The following is a 17,988-nucleotide window of genomic DNA, read 5'->3' as shown; positions in this document are numbered from 1 at the left end:
CAAAATCATACTTTCATTTGTAGTTTTTCCGGAAATGGGGGTTTTATCCAAGAACCTTATTTCATTTGTGCACAATAGTTTTTTTCCTACTGCGAAGACCGATTCACAATAACCTTTTTTATTTCACTTTTTCCACGATTGCACCACTAATCCAGCCAATATTTCCGTCTGGTAGTCTTACTTTTAACCACATACGTTGTTGATTATCACTATCTTGGACTTGTACATTCTCTTCTAAATATACAAGTTCGACTCCAGGTGATACAGCTTCTACAACTTCTGCATCAATTCGAGCTTCTTTACGCACATTTCCTCCTTCCATTTCATCCTTCACTTTTAGTAATGTCTTTCCTTCACTACTCACGCTTAATGTCTGCGGATTAAAACCTAAAGGAATTAAATGTTCTTGAATCAATTTATTTTCAGACTCGTATACTTTTAAAGTATACGAATTAGTAGGAAATACATATATTAAAATAGGAATTACAACTACGCAAACTCTCATTGCTATCTTATATTTATGCTCTAATCTCACTAGAAAGCGAATGAACCTTAAAACATGTTTATTTATATATTTAAACACTGCTGAAATAATACTTATTAATAATTCTGCGATACTTAAAACAAATGGGACACCTTTTCCTTTTTGTCGTCTTTTACGCATAATAGTACCAATAATGCTAGTAATCCCATTTACTAATTTTTCAATACACCAATCAAGCAAACCTAAAATTTTCTTACTTCCATAAGGGAAAAGATAAAAAATCAAATACTTCCCGATAAATGTGATTAAAAATAATATAATAGCAAATCGAATAGGTGCTGCTATCGGTATTGAAAGTAAAAATATATATGATTTATAAAACCATTCTAATAACTTATCCATCTAATCTCTCTTTCTCTTGAAGTTCTGCTCTTTCCCCCAATTTCTCCCACTTAGCTTTTTTCAACATATCAGCTTCCGACGCTACAAAATCCTTTCCTGAATCAACCCTTTTAAATACTTGCGCCATTTCTTCAATAACCCCTATATCCTCACCATCTTTGAGCTTTTGTATTAAGACCTCACGAAGTTGGTCTTCTTTTGCGTTTTTCCTCTCAATCTCTTTCTGGATTTCTTGCTGCCTCAAATTATACTGATCTACTAGAAACTTATCTTTGGCCTCTTTAGAACTTAAACCAGCTGCCACACCATATTTGTCTACACGGCGCATGTCTCCCTCACTTTTTAAGTCCTGCTCCTCTATCTCGTCTTTAATTTTCATTTTCCTTTTTAATCGTTCGCGTGCTTCATGTCCTAGCTCAACATCTACCTCCAAAGCTTCAACTGCTAAACCGTATTCACCAAAAACCCTATTAAATTTACTATCATTTTGCAATCCTTTTAGCGCCTCATTTACCGCTCTAACTTGATCGATTGGGTAGTCTCTCGTAACTTCTTTTATAGAATAAAATAACAATTCATCTAACATATTAGTAGAATTTGTAATTCCTCTTCTAACTATAATTTCTGGATTACCAACATAATAGCTAATGCGCATTCTAATTAAAAATGCATATTGACCATCTTCACACATTACCTCTTTGTGAAACGTATAACTATACACACTTGTATCTACCTCATAAACAGTATTGTATTTTCCATGTCGCACTTCACTATTCAATACATAATCTTCATTTTGCACAACAAGACATTCGCCTTCATTATTTATATATACAAGTGCTACAGTTTGCGTTGATTGTGGTTGTTTTCCCCAGAATTTCAATTTAACCGGTTGTCTAGATTTAATAAATGTCATTTTTTCTCCCCCTCTGGATTGCTACAATTTCAAGAATTACAGGATTGATAATATAGTGCTGTCCAGACTCAACAAGGCGTTCTAGTATAATCCGCATTTGTGTTTCTACTCTATCTCCACCTACAATAAACAACTCTTTCATAAATTCACGTAAACCTTGGTGTACTTCCTCTCTATTTTCCAATTCTTCAAATACATTTCGAATCCATTTGGTAGTTTTAATTCTCGTTTCTCCATTCCCTAAGCATTCACTTACTATCGGAACGAGACTCGTACTTCTTATATAATCATTTGTAAACAAGTAAACAAGCGTATCTGGTGAAAGCGTGCAAATTAATGAAATAGCTAAGTCAAGTAATTTTTCTTTTCTATTCGTACTTAACGTTTCTTCTTGTATCCAGCTTCTCAAGAATGCAAATGAAGCTCCGTAATATCCCGTCCTACTTTCACCTAATCTATATAAATGTTCAAAACTTTCCAATGCTATATCCTGTAAAGATGTATTTGATTTATTAAATATTTCTTTTAGTCCTGCCAAGGCTTGTGGATACATCATAATTCCCATCTTTGTTCCATACACTTTCGCAGCTATTTTCTGGAAATTATAATTATTACTAGACGTCCAATAACGTAATACACGTGATACTAAAACAATATTATCTTTATCTTTCAGTAATAAAAGAAATAGCTGGATAACGTTCATATGATAAATATATTTTTTCTGCCCAGCCCAATTAGAAATAACCATATTATAAATAAATAAATAATCTTCCTTACAAAGCACTGCTAAACACTCTAAAATCCGCTGATTTTTTTTCTTATTAGAAACCATTGATTCATCCATTAACCACTTTATAAATACGTTTTTTAACTCAGGAGTAAAATAACATTTCCACGATTCTAACAATACAGCTCTAGCATCCTCTTCATACTTAAATTTTGCAAACTTTGTTGGTAAGACCCCTAAATGAGAGTATGTTTGCGCATGATACAAAATTCCGCCAAGTTGCTTAATCTCCTGTTTCACCGGCATTATCAAAGTGCTTCCTACCCGAACTTCGTCTTTTATCTCCAATTCTTTTTCTAACATTTTACGCAAGCGCCCTGCAGTCTCTCCAATGAACTGGTACTCCATACCACTAAATACAGATAATGCTAGGAGCATCGTATATTTTCGCACTCCTGAATTTTCATGCAACAATTTTTCAATTCGCTCGTTTATATTTTGTCTTAAAACAGCTAATAAATCATCTTCCTGTATTTCACCGTTTAATAAACACACTAATTTCTCCGAAAACACCTCTGCATCTCTCGGAATAAATACTAAATCTAGATAATGTTTAATTTCATTCTTTTTAAAAAAATGATTAACTCCTTCTATCTCTGAATCCATTGAATTTAAAAGCGCTAAGTGCTTCTTTATAATTCTTTCCTTTCCATTAGGAATCGGACAGAACTTCATATATTGTTGTATATCTTCATTGATATCTTCCTTATCAATATTGACTGTTACAATAAAATAGCTGTTATGATTCTTTAAAAAATCAATCATCTGTTTTATTACAGCATCTTGTAACCCTTGCAAGGAGTCATATGTAATATGATCGATAATAAATACAGTATTTTCTTTCAGTATTCTACCAGTCATTTTTTCCCATCTAATATCTGGAAAAAATTGACACATTCTTTCTATGTTCAACTCATTCGCAATCGCAATTGCAGTCGTATATTTTCCGACAGCCTGTTCATTATGTAGAAATAAAATATGATTCTTTTTTAATTCCTGCAAACAGTCGTTAAAGTTGGCGATTTGTTCATATATATTACTAACTTTATCGATTTCACTGTCCTTAATTGCAAACAGTTTATTTGACATATTCAAAGAAAAATTTGTTCCCTCTTCTTTAGAGGTATCGCTAGGAATCATTTCGTAATAAAACTCTGATTCATTTACAGTAGCATCTAAGTTATCATAAGCTAAACTTTCTTTTATTCTTCCAATAAGCTCATCTGCGTGTTCCTCTATTTCACCAAACGCTGCATCGAACCAACTTACCTTTTTCAAATGATATTCAAAAAAATCTCCTAACTCACTATTATCTACTCGGAATGGGATAATTCTTTTCTTATAATTCACCGCTGCTTCTACTTCATTTTCTACGTGTCCAGACTGTCTAGCATTCTCTGAAAGAATAAGTAGTACACAACTACATTCTTGAATACCTTGTACGATATGCTTACTATATACTCCCCCAACTGGAATATCTTTCGGGGCAAACCAATATTCTATTTCAGCACCAGTTAATTTACTACATAACATATCAGCAATACTTGCATCTTTTGTAGAATAACTAATAAATACCTTTTCCATTTTTATCCTCTATTCACTATAGTTTTCTTTTCGCTCTCTGAACGTAACAGCTTCACGATACCTGCTCCTTCTTTTTCAAGCCCCATGATGAATAAGTATTGTTTAATTTGATCTAATGTTGATTGCTTTTCAAAAGTGTTCGGCTTCCCGAAGCGAATTGCACGCTTCATCAACCTTTCACTCGCTTCATAACGATCATGAATAAGTTGCACTTCGGCTAGAGTACTGTAATACCACCATGACTTCTCATTATATTCAGACCATCGATCCGAAATATAATTCGCGAAAGTAAAGCAATCTGTTAATCCTAAAATCTTTTGTATATACACTGCATTAATCGCAGGATAAAAATCTTCAGGATTCACACGAAACGCCTCTAAATATAAATCTAAAGCCTTCCGTAAATCTGAAAAGTTAATACTCTCTCTATCTAATAAACAATCTTCTTTATATAAAGCTCTCCGTTTAAATTGCGCCGCTAACATTGCTAAAGCATCAGAATCTATTCTATTTTCCTTTAATAATGCATGCATCAAATTAGCTGCTTCATCGTAGTTCCCCATACGAGTCAAACAGTTCGCCTTTAACTTCACTACTTCTTTATCCTCTATAAATGGGTAAAGATTAATTTCATTCACGACCATAGACCATGCTTCTACTTTTTTTATGTACATAAGCGCTTTATCATATACACCAAATTTTTTATATACTTTAGCTAACTCGAGAAGGAATGGTCCGCTATACGTATCAAAATTATATTTCTCTTGGAGTATCAATAACTCATCCTTATCTTTAACTGAAATAACTTGTTGTACTACGTCTCTTTCTTGTACATCTATCACTTGAGGACGTGGTGGAATCGCCTCTTTTAAATTATATTTAAAAAACAAATTGGTAACATTCCAACCTTCATCTTTAGCTGAATATAGTCTATGTAAATGCTGTTCTCCGAATTTCTTGGCTAATTGAACATCACCTAAATCTTCAAAAAACACTGCTTCCATTTCATTAAATTGCTTATAAGCCTGTACGAAGTCTTCTGTAATATAAATCTCTCCTGGAAATGTAACTGGCTCAATTCGTGCAGTTCGATTAATATGTTCTCCAACTGCATTTTTCCGATTATTTAACATAGGGTCCTCGAAAATATACACCTCACCATAATGCCCTGCAATGCGAGGCGTCATACTTAATTTGTGCTTGCGGAAAAAATTTTGATATTCCAACATTAAAGAAACAGCATCTTCTCCATTTTCAAATAAAGCAATAAACGCATCTCCCCATGTATTCCATACAATTGCTTTATCCTTATACGACCGAATAGATTCAACAAGTAATTTTAAATAGTGTTCATAAAAATTTTTGAACTCTTGTTCATTCATTTTTGAAAAACCTTTCAAGTCAGAGAAAACAATAAACATAGATCCCTTTTCCAAGATTCTATCCCTCTTTTCAAATTAACTTCTGATTATAAATTAACAACCCATATAACTTTAAAATTTTCCGAAGCATCAATAAGAGTACGTATATGTCTTCTTCTGTCGGTCTATTCTCTCCTATTAAAGTTGCAGTCCGATGAATAGCTGGGTTACCAAACGATCTCAACCCATACATATACTGACTCATACTTCGGTTTAATACATTATTATTTTTAATATTTCTTAGGTTCATATCAAATAATTCTGTGTCAGTCCCTGTTAGTTCACAAAGATTCTGACAAGTATTTTCAGCAAACTTCCTTCCAAATGCTGCAAGAGTTTCAAACTGTATTTCATTTACACGTTGTAACGCTGTTCTTAACGGGAGAAATGTGTCCTCCCAAAAAGCATCAGACTTTGGAAAAGAATCTAATATATTTAACAATTCCTTTTGAATTTGATCCATCTCTTTAGAATAATGCAACGGAATAATCGAACGCCCTAACACTTGATTTAGCGTTGCATTCCAAATCTCAACGTCCTCATCCAAATAAATACAGTAATAAATTGTCTTTGTATATTTAGATTTTTTTAACCAACGTGTTGCATGCTCAAGTAACGTTGTAATCTCAGCACTATAGTTTCCTACCAATCCCTTCCTACCAATAACCGGAAGAGCAATGGAAGAAAAACGATATCCTGAAAATTCTAATGCTGCTAGCGTGGCGAATACTCCTTCGATTAATTCTTCATATTCTTCTTTCGAAAATAATATATCGTGTGTTCTATTAAAATTAATCGTTAAGACAAATTTATCCTGTTTGCCTTCTTGAAGAATCTTATATCCGATAAAAACTTGGTCGTTGACATGATAAAAAGGAGCAATCTTTAATGTATCTATATTCATCCTTTGCCTAATACTTTCTACTAGCTCACCATATATTTGGCCACTTTCATTTTTATACGTAGTAATGACGATAGCACCGTCCCCACTACTTTCTAACAAATCACCTTTACACAACAAAAAAGATCGATCACCAAAGGTTGAATCAACTATTACACGATTTATAATATTCATTCCACGTTCATCCTTTTAGGCAACATTTTATTTAAAAATTTGATAACTCTTAAAAGAGTAAAATACATAATAGCAATATCATCTTTTTCCAAAGTTTTCGGCCCATATAATGGAATATTATCTCTACGATCCTCATTATACTCGTATAGTATAATAAAATGATTAATCATCCATTCTTCTACTACTTTATTCCTTTTTATCTCTATTATATTTTTCCTAAATGATGAAACAGGCATTCCTGCAATTCGGCATATATCCTTATTTATTTCAATGATTAAACTTCTACATAAAACCGCTACATTTCTACTAGAATCTTCTCTTTTTTCTAGTTCTTGTTTTATTCCATTTAATGTACTAGTATAAAAATCATTTTTTACGGAAATATTATTTATTTCACTTACAATTTTCTTTCGTAAATTTCGAATTATTTCATCAAAATCCGGAGCAATATTCGTGCCTTTTAATGCTTTTTCCAAAGAATTCATCCACACATCATTATCTTGTTGCACATATAAAAAATATGATAATTTTTCACAACAAGATGTGTCTCTTAACCAATTTGTTGCATACTGGATCATCATATTTATAGCTACTAAATGATGTTCAGTCTCTATTCCTTTTCTACCGATAACAGGTAGACAAACATCTTTTAGTTCAAATCTTTTATATTCTAGTAAAGTTAATGCTAAAAAACATCCCTTGATGTATTCTTCTAGTAAATCTAACGAATATCTCGTTCCTTCTTTTTTATTAGTATGAAGAATTAAAAATGTTTTATTTTGTTGTTTCTGATTAATGATACCAATCCAGCCTCCACTGGAAAGTGATAATAGCTTCTTCTCTTTCGAAGTAGAAAGAGAAAATTTATTGTCAAACGCTTCGTACAATTCACCACTTTCATCTAGTGACAAGCCATGTGCAATAACAAAAAAACAGTGGCCTTAGCTTGCGACATATCCCCTTTATAAATAAAGAAGGAACGCTTCCCACTCGGAACATCCACAGTTAATTCATGTAACAACAAACGCTCTTCCAGATTTTCCAACATCGATTTCACATCCAAATATCTAGTTTCAAAACACTCCAAATCCTTTTCAGTATGCTATAATTCCACTAATTACTAACAACATTTTAGCATAACTTTTCACAAAATGTTCATTTTTTGGAGGGACCTATATGAAAATATATCCATTAGGAGTAGGACAAGGATTTTCAACAAAATACTTTCACAATAACTACATTATTTCAATTTCAAATACAAATATTTTAATTGATGCTGGTACGACTTTAAGATTCAGTTTAGAAGCTAGTCCATATACATATACTGATATTGATTATATACTTCTCACACATTTTCATTTCGACCATATCGGTGGGCTAGAAGAGTTTCTTCAAAGACGTTATTGGTCAACCACAGGCAAACAAAATCAAAAAAAACCACAGATTATTATTAAAAAACGTCAATTAAAACAACTTAAATCTCTTCTCTCTCCAGGTTTATGCAATCAAAATTTAACTCTACATGATTACTGCGATATTCATACGTTGAGCGATGAACAGTCGTCTTTAACAATTGAAAATACAATTGAAATTAAATTCATTGATACAACAAATTTCCACTGTGAAGATATGATAAGTTTCGCCCTACAAATCTATGATTTAAGCAAACAACAAAACATCCTATTTTCATCTGATATAAAGAAATTAAAAAATAGCAATTTAAAAGAGCAAATAAACCAAGAAACCGTAGCCATTTTTCAAGATGTAGATTTAACTTACAATCCAGTCCATGCACACTTAACAGAGGTACTATCCTATTATCCCGACGCTTGTAGACCTATACTTTACGCAATGCATTATCCAGATCATGCACCAAATACTTTCTCTCAATACAATCTTTCATTTGTACAACAAGGAATCCCAATTATGTATTAAAAAAAGGTAGAACAGCTACTTTCACTTTGCTGTTCTACCTTTTCTTTATTTCATAACCAAGCGCTAAAATCACTTTAATTGTCTCTAATGAAGTTCTTCGGTCATAGTTTTTCTCGATTTCTGAAAGCTCTTCATAAGGTATTAAACAAGGGTGCTCTTTTTTATCTTCATCTCGTTTTTCTCCGTATCTCCAACCTTCTTGCAACCTTTGATCCGCCCAAACTTCATGTGTATTTTTAGAAATCAACTCTGTAAGTTCCTGAATATCTTTCGGAATCACAACATTTGATGTATCAATTGCTTTTGGCTTATATGCCATCCACAATCTCCTCCATTCCAAAATTCTATAATACTTTCACAACTTCTCCTATTATTAAGAAAATATATCCTACTATCGAAAATAAAAATGCATACTTAGTCATTGCAAATTTCTTTTTCGCAATTAGAGATAACGTATAATTTTGACTGAGCAATTCTTCTAATAGATGGTCGCCTTCTGCACCTTTAATGGCATCTATATAGTCCTCTCTAGTCATATCAGCCACACTTCCCCAGTATATCAAACCATTTTCTTTTTTTTCCATAAAACGAGGCATAATAGATAAAATTGCAAATACAATCCCTACTAATAAACCAATTAAACTCGCACCTAATATTAAAAATTTCCAAGACATTTGAATAGTCGATGGATCAAAAAACAAGCGAAAAACAGTTACATTTACGCCACTAATCCCAGCTGCTTTTACATCTGAAAAACGAATAGAATTGTTTAAATATGTATGCATTTGATAAGAAAAATTCGTTTTTGATGAACGTTTCGTTTGATGTACTTCCACTTTCAATTGTTCTTGTTGTATTTTCAATTCCTTTTCTTCCCCCATAGTCCCTCACCCTTACACGTTAATTCCAATATTAGTAACTCTAACTCATTTATTGTAACGCACTTAAAAGATTGATAGCAATCATCAAATGGAATGCAACCTACATAAAACAAAAAGATAATAAGAAAGAGTCTTTTCATACCCTCACCTATTACCTATTTTAATCTTAATATTGAGTTATAACATTTTCTTACATAATAAGAAAGACGCCTGCAAAGCAGGCGTCTTGATGCGTTTACGGCGAGAGACCAGGCGACCACATTCGCGTGTTTAGCACTTAAGCATATCTCTCGTCTTACGTAAATTAGCTCATCGCTTTACTAATATAACATTAATAAAGTATGAGTGCAACATGTTTATAAAAATATTTTATTTCCTCTTTCACCCTGTCACTTTACCCATAAGCTGGCCGTTAGTTTATGCGAAATTTTATACATATGGAGTAAAGAGAATAAAGATAATGATTGCTTTTAACCACTGATATAATGGGATAAATAAGAAACTGCGTACGTAGGTGAAGAGGATGGTTCACAGAATGTTGATAAGTCGGGGATTGTTGATAAGGAGAACTTCTGATAATGAGACGTTATGTTAACTATATTTGCATAGAATATTCATGTAATTCTGGGAGATCTTATTCAACTAACCGGCTAGATTATTGAAGATAGGGAAGGATTGTAGAAAGTTAGCTTTGTACGAGTTAACTTGAATCTTTTAGCTTACACTCTGATTCTGATAAGATGAGGTAGGTAAAGGGTGTTGATAGTTAAATCATGAGGAGGCATCATCAATTTATGAAACCACGAATTACTGTAATTACATTGGGCGTAGATGATTTGGAAAAATCGTTAGAATTTTATCGAGACGGACTGGGACTTCCGACAGAAGGTATAGTTGGCAAAGAATTTGAGCATGGCGCTGTTGCCTTTTTCGACTTACAAACAGGCTTAAAACTTGCCATTTGGAATCGAAAAGATATAGCACATGATGCACAGATTAATAAGACCGTATCAAGTCCTACCGAATTTACTATTGGTCACAATGTAGAAAGTAAAGAGGAAGTTGATACGGTAATGGAACAGGCAAAGAAGGCTGGGGCTATTATAACAGTCCCATCACATGACACATTTTGGGGTGGATACTCTGGATACTTCCAAGACCCAGATGGCCATTTGTGGGAAGTTGTTTGGAATCCACACTGGAAAGTAAATTAATAGATGCCAAATAATAGGTTCTTTTTCTTCATTAAAGTCTTCGAAATAATCTTCCTCAGTCGAGCGCTTTACTTTAGTAAACAGTAAAAAAGAATCTTCGATTGAAGATTCTTTTTTCAGCACCGATAACGGATTTTACGTCAACTAGTACCTCTTACGAGGGGCTAGTTGTTATTTTTGTTGTATACATATTAGAAGCATAAGATGGCCAAACAGACTTTATGTAAATTATAAATTGATAAATGCAATATATATGTTACAATTAATGTAACAGCGAAATCATAATAAACGGGAGATGGATATTGTGAAAAAAATAAAGGATGAACGACTCATTCTGCAAACGTTAAAAAACGTACGTATTGCCTTTCTTTTTCAATCACTTGGTATAATTGGAATTTTAGGCTATATCGGATTCACTGAAGGAGTGGATCAAATTACGAAATCTCCCTTGTGGTTATTATTTATGCTTACGGGTATAGTACTTAGTTATTTACAATTAAGCGTTTCTATCGATGTAGAAGAAAGCGAAAAGGAAATAAAGTTAACTCCTTATTACAAAATTATTTTACGCTCTCTTATTGTAGGAATTATCATGGCTATTATTTATATCATTTTCAGTCCAGAAAGACCTCTATTTGAAGCTATTTTAACAGGTGGTATTCTCTTCATATGCTTTTTAGCGTCTTACTCCGTTAGTTATTTTATAAAAAAACGCCGTTTACAAGACGACGATGAATAAAGAGGAAGGGCTACCCCTTCCTCTTTTGTTTTGCTATCGTACTGTTCCAGTTAAACCGTAACGAATGTCTCGGAACATATTTGTTATGTCACGATTAAAATCGTTTGTAACTGTGCCGTTACGTAGGCGTGTACTCATTGCATCGACACGAGTAAACATGTCATTTCTTACGGAAACATATACGTTTCTATTTCCAACTTCATTTGCAACCGCTTGACGAATTTCGTTCGCCATCGCTGTTTCATTTGTCGCCGGATTACGTGGTTTTACCGCAATCGCTACATCGTTTCCATATACAACTGTAGAAACTCGATCTACGTTATTCATACGTTTTACACGATTCGTAATTTTCTCTGCAGTTTTACCATCATTGTTAATGTATGAATTGTTCATTGTAATATTACGAGTTGGATGCGGATTAGCAATTTGCCCATTGTAATTTACATCGCGGTAATAATTGTACCCTGTATCGTTACGACCGTTTTTATATGTTACATAATCTGTATAGCGATCGTTACGCGCTACATTATCACGATACTGGTGTGTATCATTATAAGATGTACGCTCGTAATTGTAGTTACGTCCATCCATAGCATTATTGTTTTTTGGTGTACCACATGCAGCTAATGCACTGGTAACTAACAAAGAAGCAGCAATAACTTTTACTTTCGTATTCAATACAAAAACCCCCTCTGTTAGAATGAACTTCTCTTTCGAAAAGCTCCCCCTTATGATGAGTAACAGAGAGGTTTTTTACACTGTTAATATTTCACTAGGAATTTTCTAGCACTTGATGAAAAAACTTCATTTTTTTAATTAACATGAATGCAAAAAAGGCGGGAATAATCCCACCTTTTTTAAACTTCCTCTTCGTCCTCTTCTTCCGAAACTGGCTCTCCAAATACATTTGGTGGATCTGGTTGATAATACATCGTTCCTGGCTGTGGTGCATATGCTGGCTGAGTTGGTTGATAATATAAAGGATTAGCATATTGTGGTCCGCCTGGTTGTGGACTATATAACCTACTTTCTCCTCCGCATCCACAATCTTCTTCACCTTGCACGAGTGGCGGCATATTATTATCCATTGGCATCATATTTGGATTTGGCATAGAAGTATATTGCGGCGCCATTTGTTGATACGGCATTTGATTGTATGGATTTTGTTGCTGATACTGCGGATATGGCGGCATCATTGGCGGTTGATACGGCATTTGATATGGCATCATATTTGGCGGTTGATTGTTATCCATTATCGGCATCATATTTGGCATTTGGTTGTTATCCATTATCGGCATCATATTTGGCATTTGATTGTTATCCATTATCGGCATCATGTTTGGCATTTGATTGTTATCCATTATCGGCATCATGTTTGGCATTTGATTGTTATCCATTATCGGCATCATGTTTGGCATTTGGTTGTTATCCATTATTGGCATTATATTCGGCATTTGGTTGTTATCCATTATTGGCATTATATTCGGCATTTGGTTGTTATCCATTATTGGCATCATGTTTGGCATTTGGTTGTTATCCATTATTGGCATCATGTTTGGCATTTGGTTGTTATCCATTATTGGCATCATGTTTGGCATTTGGTTGTTATCCATTATTGGCATTATATTTGGTGGTTGGTCGTTATCCATTATTGGCATTATGTTCGGCACTTGTATATTTGGCGGTATTACTTGCGGGATAGTAATATTTTCTTTTGATACGTTTGGTGAGACTATATTCCCTATGTTTTCTTTCTTCACTTGCGGTGAGACTATGTTCCCTATATTTTCTTTCTTCACTTGCGGCGAGACTATGTTCCCTATATTTTCTTTCTTCACTTGCGGTGAGACTATATTCCCTACATTTTCTTTCTTCACTTGCGGTGAGACTATATTCCCTACATTTTCTTTCTTCACTTGCGGTGAGACTATGTTTCCTACATTTTCTTTTTTCACTTGCGGTGAAATTATGTTTCCTACGTTTTCTTTTTTCACTTGTGGTGAGACATTTCCTATATTGTCTTTTTTCGTTTGCGGAGAAATGACGTTGTTAGGTTTCATTTTATTAATTTGAGGAGCAATTAACTCGCTTCCCTTTTTTATTACATCTGAAATTTTATATTCTTTTTTCGCTTTAATTGGCGGTTGCGGTGGCTGCGGCAATACATTAATGGAAAATTTAGTATTCTCCTTCGTAGTTGGCTTTTGCTTTTCTACTTTCTCTATAACAGGTGGTTTTTGAATAACAGACGGCTTTTCAACTGGTTTTTCTTTTTGAATCGGCTTTTCTTGTTGTACTTCTTTTTGCGGCTTCACCTGTATTTCTTTTTGTGGTTTCACTTGCATTTCTTTTTGCGGTTTTACCTGCATTTCTTTTTGCGTTTGTTGCATAGCTGGCTCTTGTGTAATCGGTGCTGATTGATACGTAATTTCCTCTTCATCTTCTATTCCAAGTGGAGTTGGTGTTGATGCAAACTCTTTTTGTTGCACCTCTTTTACATATTGTTTTGGCGGCGTAGAACCCGCTCCAGGCTGTTGTTTCACATGAACGCCGTTTGATGGTACTTTAATTTTCATACCTGGCATGATTAAATCTGGATTACTAAGCTGTGTATTTGTTTTTTTCAGCGTGTCAAAATCCACTCCGTACTTTTTCGCAATTTTCCAAAGGGTATCCCCTTTTTGCACGATATGAATTTTCAAATTTTCCCCCTCCTGTATAACTTATCTATAAGTAACAAATCTCATGAAGTAACCCTTTCTAAATAACATTAACTTCTTTTCACTTTTATCACTTCTTCTATTTTCAATATAGTTCGAAGTGGAATAAGCATAAAAAAACCACAATGATTTCTTCAAAACAATGTATGCCTATTTCGCTCTCGTTATGATTATATGTATGAAAAAAAGCAACGGAAATCCCGTCGCTTTAAACACGTTCTAACATACGATTTAATGCAAGAACCGCTTCTTCTGTTACTTGATTTTCTACACGAATAACGTTAATTTCTTCTCCTCTTTCTATATTCTCGAGCGTCCATAGTAAGTGAGGTAAATCAATTCGATTCATTGTTAAGCAAGGACACATAAACGGATTTAGCGACATAATTTCTTTATCTGGATGTTGCTGAATAATTCGGTTCACTAAATTCATTTCTGTACCAATCGCCCACTTACTTCCCGCTGGAGCAGCTTCAATCATATCAATAATATATTTCGTTGACCCTGCATAATCGGAAGCGGCAACAACTTCATAACAACATTCAGGGTGAACAATAATATTCATATCCGGATGATTTTTTCGCACGCTTTCAATATTTTTCACAGTAAAATTTTGATGAACAGAACAATGGCCTTTCCATAAAATCACTTGAATTTCTTCGATATCTCCATCGTACTCTAATAAATCTGTATGCGGGTTCCATACTGCCATTTTATCTAACGGGATGCCTAAGTCGTACGCTGTATTTCTTCCTAAATGTTGGTCTGGTAAAAAGACGAGACGTTCTTTTTGTGTAAACGCCCAAGACACCATTTGTTTTGCATTAGAAGAGGTTACTGTCGCCCCTCCATTACGACCGCAAAATGCTTTAATCGCAGCTGTTGAATTTACATACGTTAGCGGAATCATCGTATCCCCAAATAATTTCGCGAGCTCTTTCCACGCTCTTTCTGTTTGTTCAATATCTGCCATATCCGCCATTGAACACCCTGCACGCATATCTGGCAAGATGACAACTTGATCCTCTGTCGTTAACATATCTGCTGTTTCCGCCATAAAGTGTACACCACAAAACACAATATATTTCGCTTCTTTATTACTCGCTGCAACTTGTGCAAGTTGCAATGAATCCCCTGCTGCATCTGAAAATTGTACCACTTCATCTTTTTGATAATGATGCCCTGGAATAAATAGCAATTCACCCATTTTTTCTTTAATTTCGCGAACACGCTCTTCCATTTCTAATGTAGACATCGTTTGATAACGCTCTGGTAACATTACTTCGATTGGCTGAATTTTCTCTAAAATACCCATTTATGATTCTCCCCCTCTAAACCACTCTCATCACGCCTCAATATTAAAACTTATATCAAGTGCTTTCACTGAATGTGTTAACGCCCCAAGTGAAATATAATCTATCCCTGTTTTCCCGTATTTCGATAAATCTTCAATTGTAATACCACCTGAAGCCTCCGTAACGATGGCACTCGGTACAATTTTTGAAAACTCACGAATCTCATCTGGCGTGCGATTATCGAACATAATAACATCTGCGCCGGCCTCTACCGCTTCTCTCACTTGCGCCTCTGTCTCTGTTTCGACTTCTACTTTCACCATATGTCCCAATCTTTCTTTCACCGATGTAACCGCTTTTGTAATCGATCCAGCAAACGTAATATGATTGTCTTTAATCATGACACCATCATACAAACCGAATCTGTGGTTAAATCCGCCTCCGCACACTACCGCGTATTTATCAAACATACGTAGTCCCGGCATCGTTTTTCTCGTATCACAAATACGCGTATGATTGCTATCTAACGTAAGTACTGCTTTACGAGTCATCGTTGCTATCCCGCTCATACGCTGAATAATATTTAATATAACGCGCTCCGCTGTTAATAAAGATGCAATAGGCCCTTTAGCTGTTGCTATAATTTCACCTTTTTCTACTAAGTCCCCATCTTTTTTATGGAGTGTAACTTCAATTTTTTCATCAATTAGTTTAAAACCCTCTTCTATTACTAAACTCCCCGCAAAGACCCCTGTATCCTTTACAAGAAACGTTCCTTTCGCAAGTGCATTATCAGGAAAGATAAGCTGCGATGTTACATCTCTTTCTCCTATATCTTCTAGAAAAAATCTATTTAGTGCTTCCTTAATTTTTAATGTGTTCATAAAACCCCTCTTCCCCTCATTAAACAAGTTGTAGTTTTCTTCTCACTCGAATAATCTCTTTCCTTACTTTATTTCTTTCTGGATAATCACTGCGATAATGACCACCAATACTTTCTTCTCTTTGCAAAGCTGATACGACTATAAGCTCACAAACTGTTAACATATTAATAAGCGTTATTTCTTCATTCGTAAGAGCATCATGCTGTAATATCATATTTCGAACACCGTACTTACTAAGCCATCTCTTTGCATAAGATAAACTTTGCTCTGTTCGCACAATCCCAACATATTTCATCATGCATTCTTGTATTTCTTCTTTCGCCGGCAAATGTTTCAGAACGATAAACTTCTTTTCCTTCTCATCGAAGTTGTTCCATCCGTCTTTTGTCGCTTTCATTAAAATATGTTGTCCTATTCTTTTTCCAAACACAAGACCTTCTAATAATGAATTACTTGCTAACCTATTTGCTCCATGAACACCATTACAAGCTACTTCACCAATCGCATATAAATTTGGAATGGACGTCTCTCCATCACAGTTCGTTTTCACGCCGCCCATATGAAAATGAGCACCGGGTACAACCGGAATGCGTTTTTCATTTATATCGACACCATTCTTTTTACACAAAGATGATACAGTCGGAAATCGTTCTTCGAAATCTTGGATAGACTCGATATTTAAATACACTTGTTCACCCGCCAAAAGCTGCTCATGAATCACTCTTGCCACTACATCACGCGGCGCAAGATCGTGATCAGGGTGTATATCCATCATAAAACGCTGCCCTTTTCCATTTATAAGGACAGCTCCCTCACCACGGACAGCTTCAGAAACGAGGCCACAGCACTGCCCGCTCGCGTATAACATTGTTGGATGAAATTGTACAAACTCTAAATCTACAAGCTCTCCGCCTGCGCGGTATACCATCGCAAGTCCATCACCCGTAATTGTCTTATCGTTAGAAGTAAAGGCGTATAAACCGCCAATCCCTCCTGTTGCTAACACCGTATAATCTGCAACGTAACGCTTCAGCTTCCCTTCACTATTTCGTGTTAAAACTCCAACACATTTATCATTTTCTATAATAAAATCGAGCACCATTTCCTGTTCCACTACTGTAACGTGCGGGGCTACTTCTTGAATGAAATGCTCTAATAAATTCTTTCCTGTTGCATCGCCACCTGCATGTAAAATACGACGCTTTCGATGTGCGCCTTCTTTTCCAAGATGGGGACCCGTTTCATCTCCATCAAATTTCATTCCATTTTCAATGAGATTATTCATTTCTTTCGGTCCTTCCTCGACTAAATAACGGACCACATCTTCATTGTTATAATGACATCCTGCTACTAACGTATCTTCAAAATGATCATTTGGATTGTCATATGTAGCAACCGCTGCGGCAATTCCACCTTGCGCTAAATATGTATTATTATTACGATTCGTTTCCTTTGTGATAATAATCACATTCTTTTCGTGACAAATCTCTTTCGCAACACAAAGTGCCGCAACGCCACTTCCAATAATTAAGACATCTGCACTTGGCATAATTGTTGCCTCCTACTTTACACTTTTCAACTGTCTTGACACCTATATTTACATAGTTTTAAAATAATGACAAGAGTTTTTTTATAATTCTTATTTTCACTACCA

General features: G+C 34.7%; 16 protein-coding genes and 1 pseudogene. 3 read left to right on the top strand and 14 right to left on the bottom strand.

All coding sequences use genetic code 11. The features are described from left to right. Positions 1–118: 118 nt before the first annotated feature. The 7 genes from CDB3_RS01905 to CDB3_RS31530 are packed head-to-tail and all read right to left on the bottom strand — an operon-like array spanning position 119 to position 7,714. A complete protein-coding gene (locus CDB3_RS01905) occupies positions 119–886 on the bottom strand; it encodes an SH3 domain-containing protein (protein WP_128853325.1) in 768 nt (255 codons plus the stop codon). Next, positions 879–1,799, bottom strand: coding sequence for a hypothetical protein (locus CDB3_RS01900; protein ID WP_128853324.1), 921 nt, complete (start codon positions 1,797–1,799; stop codon positions 879–881). Before CDB3_RS01900 ends, CDB3_RS01905 begins: the two co-directional genes overlap by 8 nt. Next, on the bottom strand, positions 1,786–4,170 hold the full coding sequence (locus CDB3_RS01895) for a toll/interleukin-1 receptor domain-containing protein (protein WP_128853323.1): 2,385 nt from the start codon (positions 4,168–4,170) through the stop codon (positions 1,786–1,788). The genes CDB3_RS01900 and CDB3_RS01895 overlap by 14 nt, the downstream gene beginning before the upstream one ends. A 2-nt stretch (positions 4,171–4,172) precedes the next feature. Then, complete coding sequence (locus tag CDB3_RS01890) at positions 4,173–5,606, bottom strand: tetratricopeptide repeat-containing protein (protein ID WP_128853322.1); 1,434 nt, start codon at positions 5,604–5,606, stop codon at positions 4,173–4,175. Between the two features lie 16 nt (positions 5,607–5,622). Next, positions 5,623–6,666 carry a hypothetical protein gene (locus tag CDB3_RS01885; protein ID WP_128853321.1) on the bottom strand — a complete coding sequence of 348 codons (1,044 nt, stop codon included), beginning with the start codon at positions 6,664–6,666 and terminating at the stop codon, positions 5,623–5,625. Beyond that, positions 6,663–7,577 carry a hypothetical protein gene (locus CDB3_RS01880; RefSeq protein ID WP_128853320.1) on the bottom strand — a complete coding sequence of 305 codons (915 nt, stop codon included), beginning with the start codon at positions 7,575–7,577 and terminating at the stop codon, positions 6,663–6,665. The genes CDB3_RS01885 and CDB3_RS01880 overlap by 4 nt, the downstream gene beginning before the upstream one ends. After that, a complete protein-coding gene (locus CDB3_RS31530; protein ID WP_179139657.1) occupies positions 7,568–7,714 on the bottom strand; it encodes a hypothetical protein in 147 nt (48 codons plus the stop codon). The genes CDB3_RS01880 and CDB3_RS31530 overlap by 10 nt, the downstream gene beginning before the upstream one ends. Positions 7,715–7,842: 128 nt before the next feature. Here CDB3_RS31530 and CDB3_RS01875 point away from each other — a divergent pair, with 128 nt between their 5' ends. After that, positions 7,843–8,601, top strand: a complete 759-nt coding sequence (locus tag CDB3_RS01875; RefSeq protein WP_128853319.1) for an MBL fold metallo-hydrolase — start codon at positions 7,843–7,845, stop codon at positions 8,599–8,601. A gap of 34 nt (positions 8,602–8,635) precedes the next feature. On the opposite strand, the gene CDB3_RS01870 is transcribed toward CDB3_RS01875, so the two are convergent. Next, positions 8,636–8,920, bottom strand: a complete 285-nt coding sequence (locus CDB3_RS01870) for a RyR domain-containing protein (protein ID WP_128853318.1) — start codon at positions 8,918–8,920, stop codon at positions 8,636–8,638. Between the two features lie 25 nt (positions 8,921–8,945). After that, positions 8,946–9,482: a Pycsar system effector family protein gene (locus tag CDB3_RS01865; RefSeq protein ID WP_128853317.1), complete on the bottom strand. Its 537-nt coding sequence runs from the start codon at positions 9,480–9,482 to the stop codon at positions 8,946–8,948. A 794-nt stretch (positions 9,483–10,276) separates the two neighbouring features. Here CDB3_RS01865 and CDB3_RS01860 point away from each other — a divergent pair. Both CDB3_RS01860 and CDB3_RS01855 read left to right on the top strand, forming a co-directional pair. Continuing rightward, entirely contained in the window at positions 10,277–10,696 is a 420-nt protein-coding gene (locus tag CDB3_RS01860; protein WP_128853316.1) for a VOC family protein, read from the top strand. A gap of 304 nt (positions 10,697–11,000) precedes the next feature. Next, entirely contained in the window at positions 11,001–11,435 is a 435-nt protein-coding gene (locus CDB3_RS01855) for a branched-chain amino acid ABC transporter substrate-binding protein (RefSeq protein WP_128853315.1), read from the top strand. 33 nt (positions 11,436–11,468) lie between these two features. Here CDB3_RS01855 and CDB3_RS01850 read toward each other — a convergent pair whose 3' ends face one another. The 5 genes and pseudogenes from CDB3_RS01850 to nadB form a co-directional block, all read right to left on the bottom strand. Further along, complete coding sequence (locus CDB3_RS01850) at positions 11,469–12,113, bottom strand: YhcN/YlaJ family sporulation lipoprotein (protein ID WP_128853314.1); 645 nt, start codon at positions 12,111–12,113, stop codon at positions 11,469–11,471. A 1,832-nt stretch (positions 12,114–13,945) separates the two neighbouring features. Then, a pseudogene (gene safA, locus CDB3_RS33050) lies at positions 13,946–14,137 on the bottom strand (SafA/ExsA family spore coat assembly protein); the annotation flags it as partial. 226 nt (positions 14,138–14,363) lie between these two features. After that, positions 14,364–15,470: a quinolinate synthase NadA gene (nadA, locus tag CDB3_RS01840; protein WP_128853312.1), complete on the bottom strand. Its 1,107-nt coding sequence runs from the start codon at positions 15,468–15,470 to the stop codon at positions 14,364–14,366. A 30-nt stretch (positions 15,471–15,500) separates the two neighbouring features. Next, positions 15,501–16,334: a carboxylating nicotinate-nucleotide diphosphorylase gene (gene nadC, locus CDB3_RS01835; RefSeq protein ID WP_128853311.1), complete on the bottom strand. Its 834-nt coding sequence runs from the start codon at positions 16,332–16,334 to the stop codon at positions 15,501–15,503. Positions 16,335–16,353: 19 nt separating this feature from the next. After that, positions 16,354–17,883: an L-aspartate oxidase gene (gene nadB / locus CDB3_RS01830; protein ID WP_128853310.1), complete on the bottom strand. Its 1,530-nt coding sequence runs from the start codon at positions 17,881–17,883 to the stop codon at positions 16,354–16,356. Positions 17,884–17,988 lie beyond the last annotated feature (105 nt).

The organism is Bacillus sp. CDB3 (assembly GCF_002081505.1).
GTDB lineage: Bacteria > Bacillota > Bacilli > Bacillales > Bacillaceae_G > Bacillus_A > Bacillus_A cereus_AT.
This window is presented reverse-complemented; position numbering and strand designations above follow the sequence as displayed.

Coding starts and splice junctions, on each gene's coding strand:
- CDB3_RS01905 (WP_128853325.1), bottom strand. CDS start 886: ATGGATAAGTTATTAGAATGGTTTTATAAATCATATATATTTTTACTT.
- CDB3_RS01900 (WP_128853324.1), bottom strand. CDS start 1,799: ATGACATTTATTAAATCTAGACAACCGGTTAAATTGAAATTCTGGGGA.
- CDB3_RS01895 (WP_128853323.1), bottom strand. CDS start 4,170: ATGGAAAAGGTATTTATTAGTTATTCTACAAAAGATGCAAGTATTGCT.
- CDB3_RS01885 (WP_128853321.1), bottom strand. CDS start 6,666: ATGAATATTATAAATCGTGTAATAGTTGATTCAACCTTTGGTGATCGA.
- CDB3_RS31530 (WP_179139657.1), bottom strand. CDS start 7,714: ATGTTGGAAAATCTGGAAGAGCGTTTGTTGTTACATGAATTAACTGTG.
- CDB3_RS01875 (WP_128853319.1), top strand. CDS start 7,843: ATGAAAATATATCCATTAGGAGTAGGACAAGGATTTTCAACAAAATAC.
- CDB3_RS01870 (WP_128853318.1), bottom strand. CDS start 8,920: ATGGCATATAAGCCAAAAGCAATTGATACATCAAATGTTGTGATTCCG.
- CDB3_RS01865 (WP_128853317.1), bottom strand. CDS start 9,482: ATGGGGGAAGAAAAGGAATTGAAAATACAACAAGAACAATTGAAAGTG.
- CDB3_RS01860 (WP_128853316.1), top strand. CDS start 10,277: ATGAAACCACGAATTACTGTAATTACATTGGGCGTAGATGATTTGGAA.
- nadA (WP_128853312.1), bottom strand. CDS start 15,470: ATGGGTATTTTAGAGAAAATTCAGCCAATCGAAGTAATGTTACCAGAG.
- nadC (WP_128853311.1), bottom strand. CDS start 16,334: ATGAACACATTAAAAATTAAGGAAGCACTAAATAGATTTTTTCTAGAA.
- nadB (WP_128853310.1), bottom strand. CDS start 17,883: ATGCCAAGTGCAGATGTCTTAATTATTGGAAGTGGCGTTGCGGCACTT.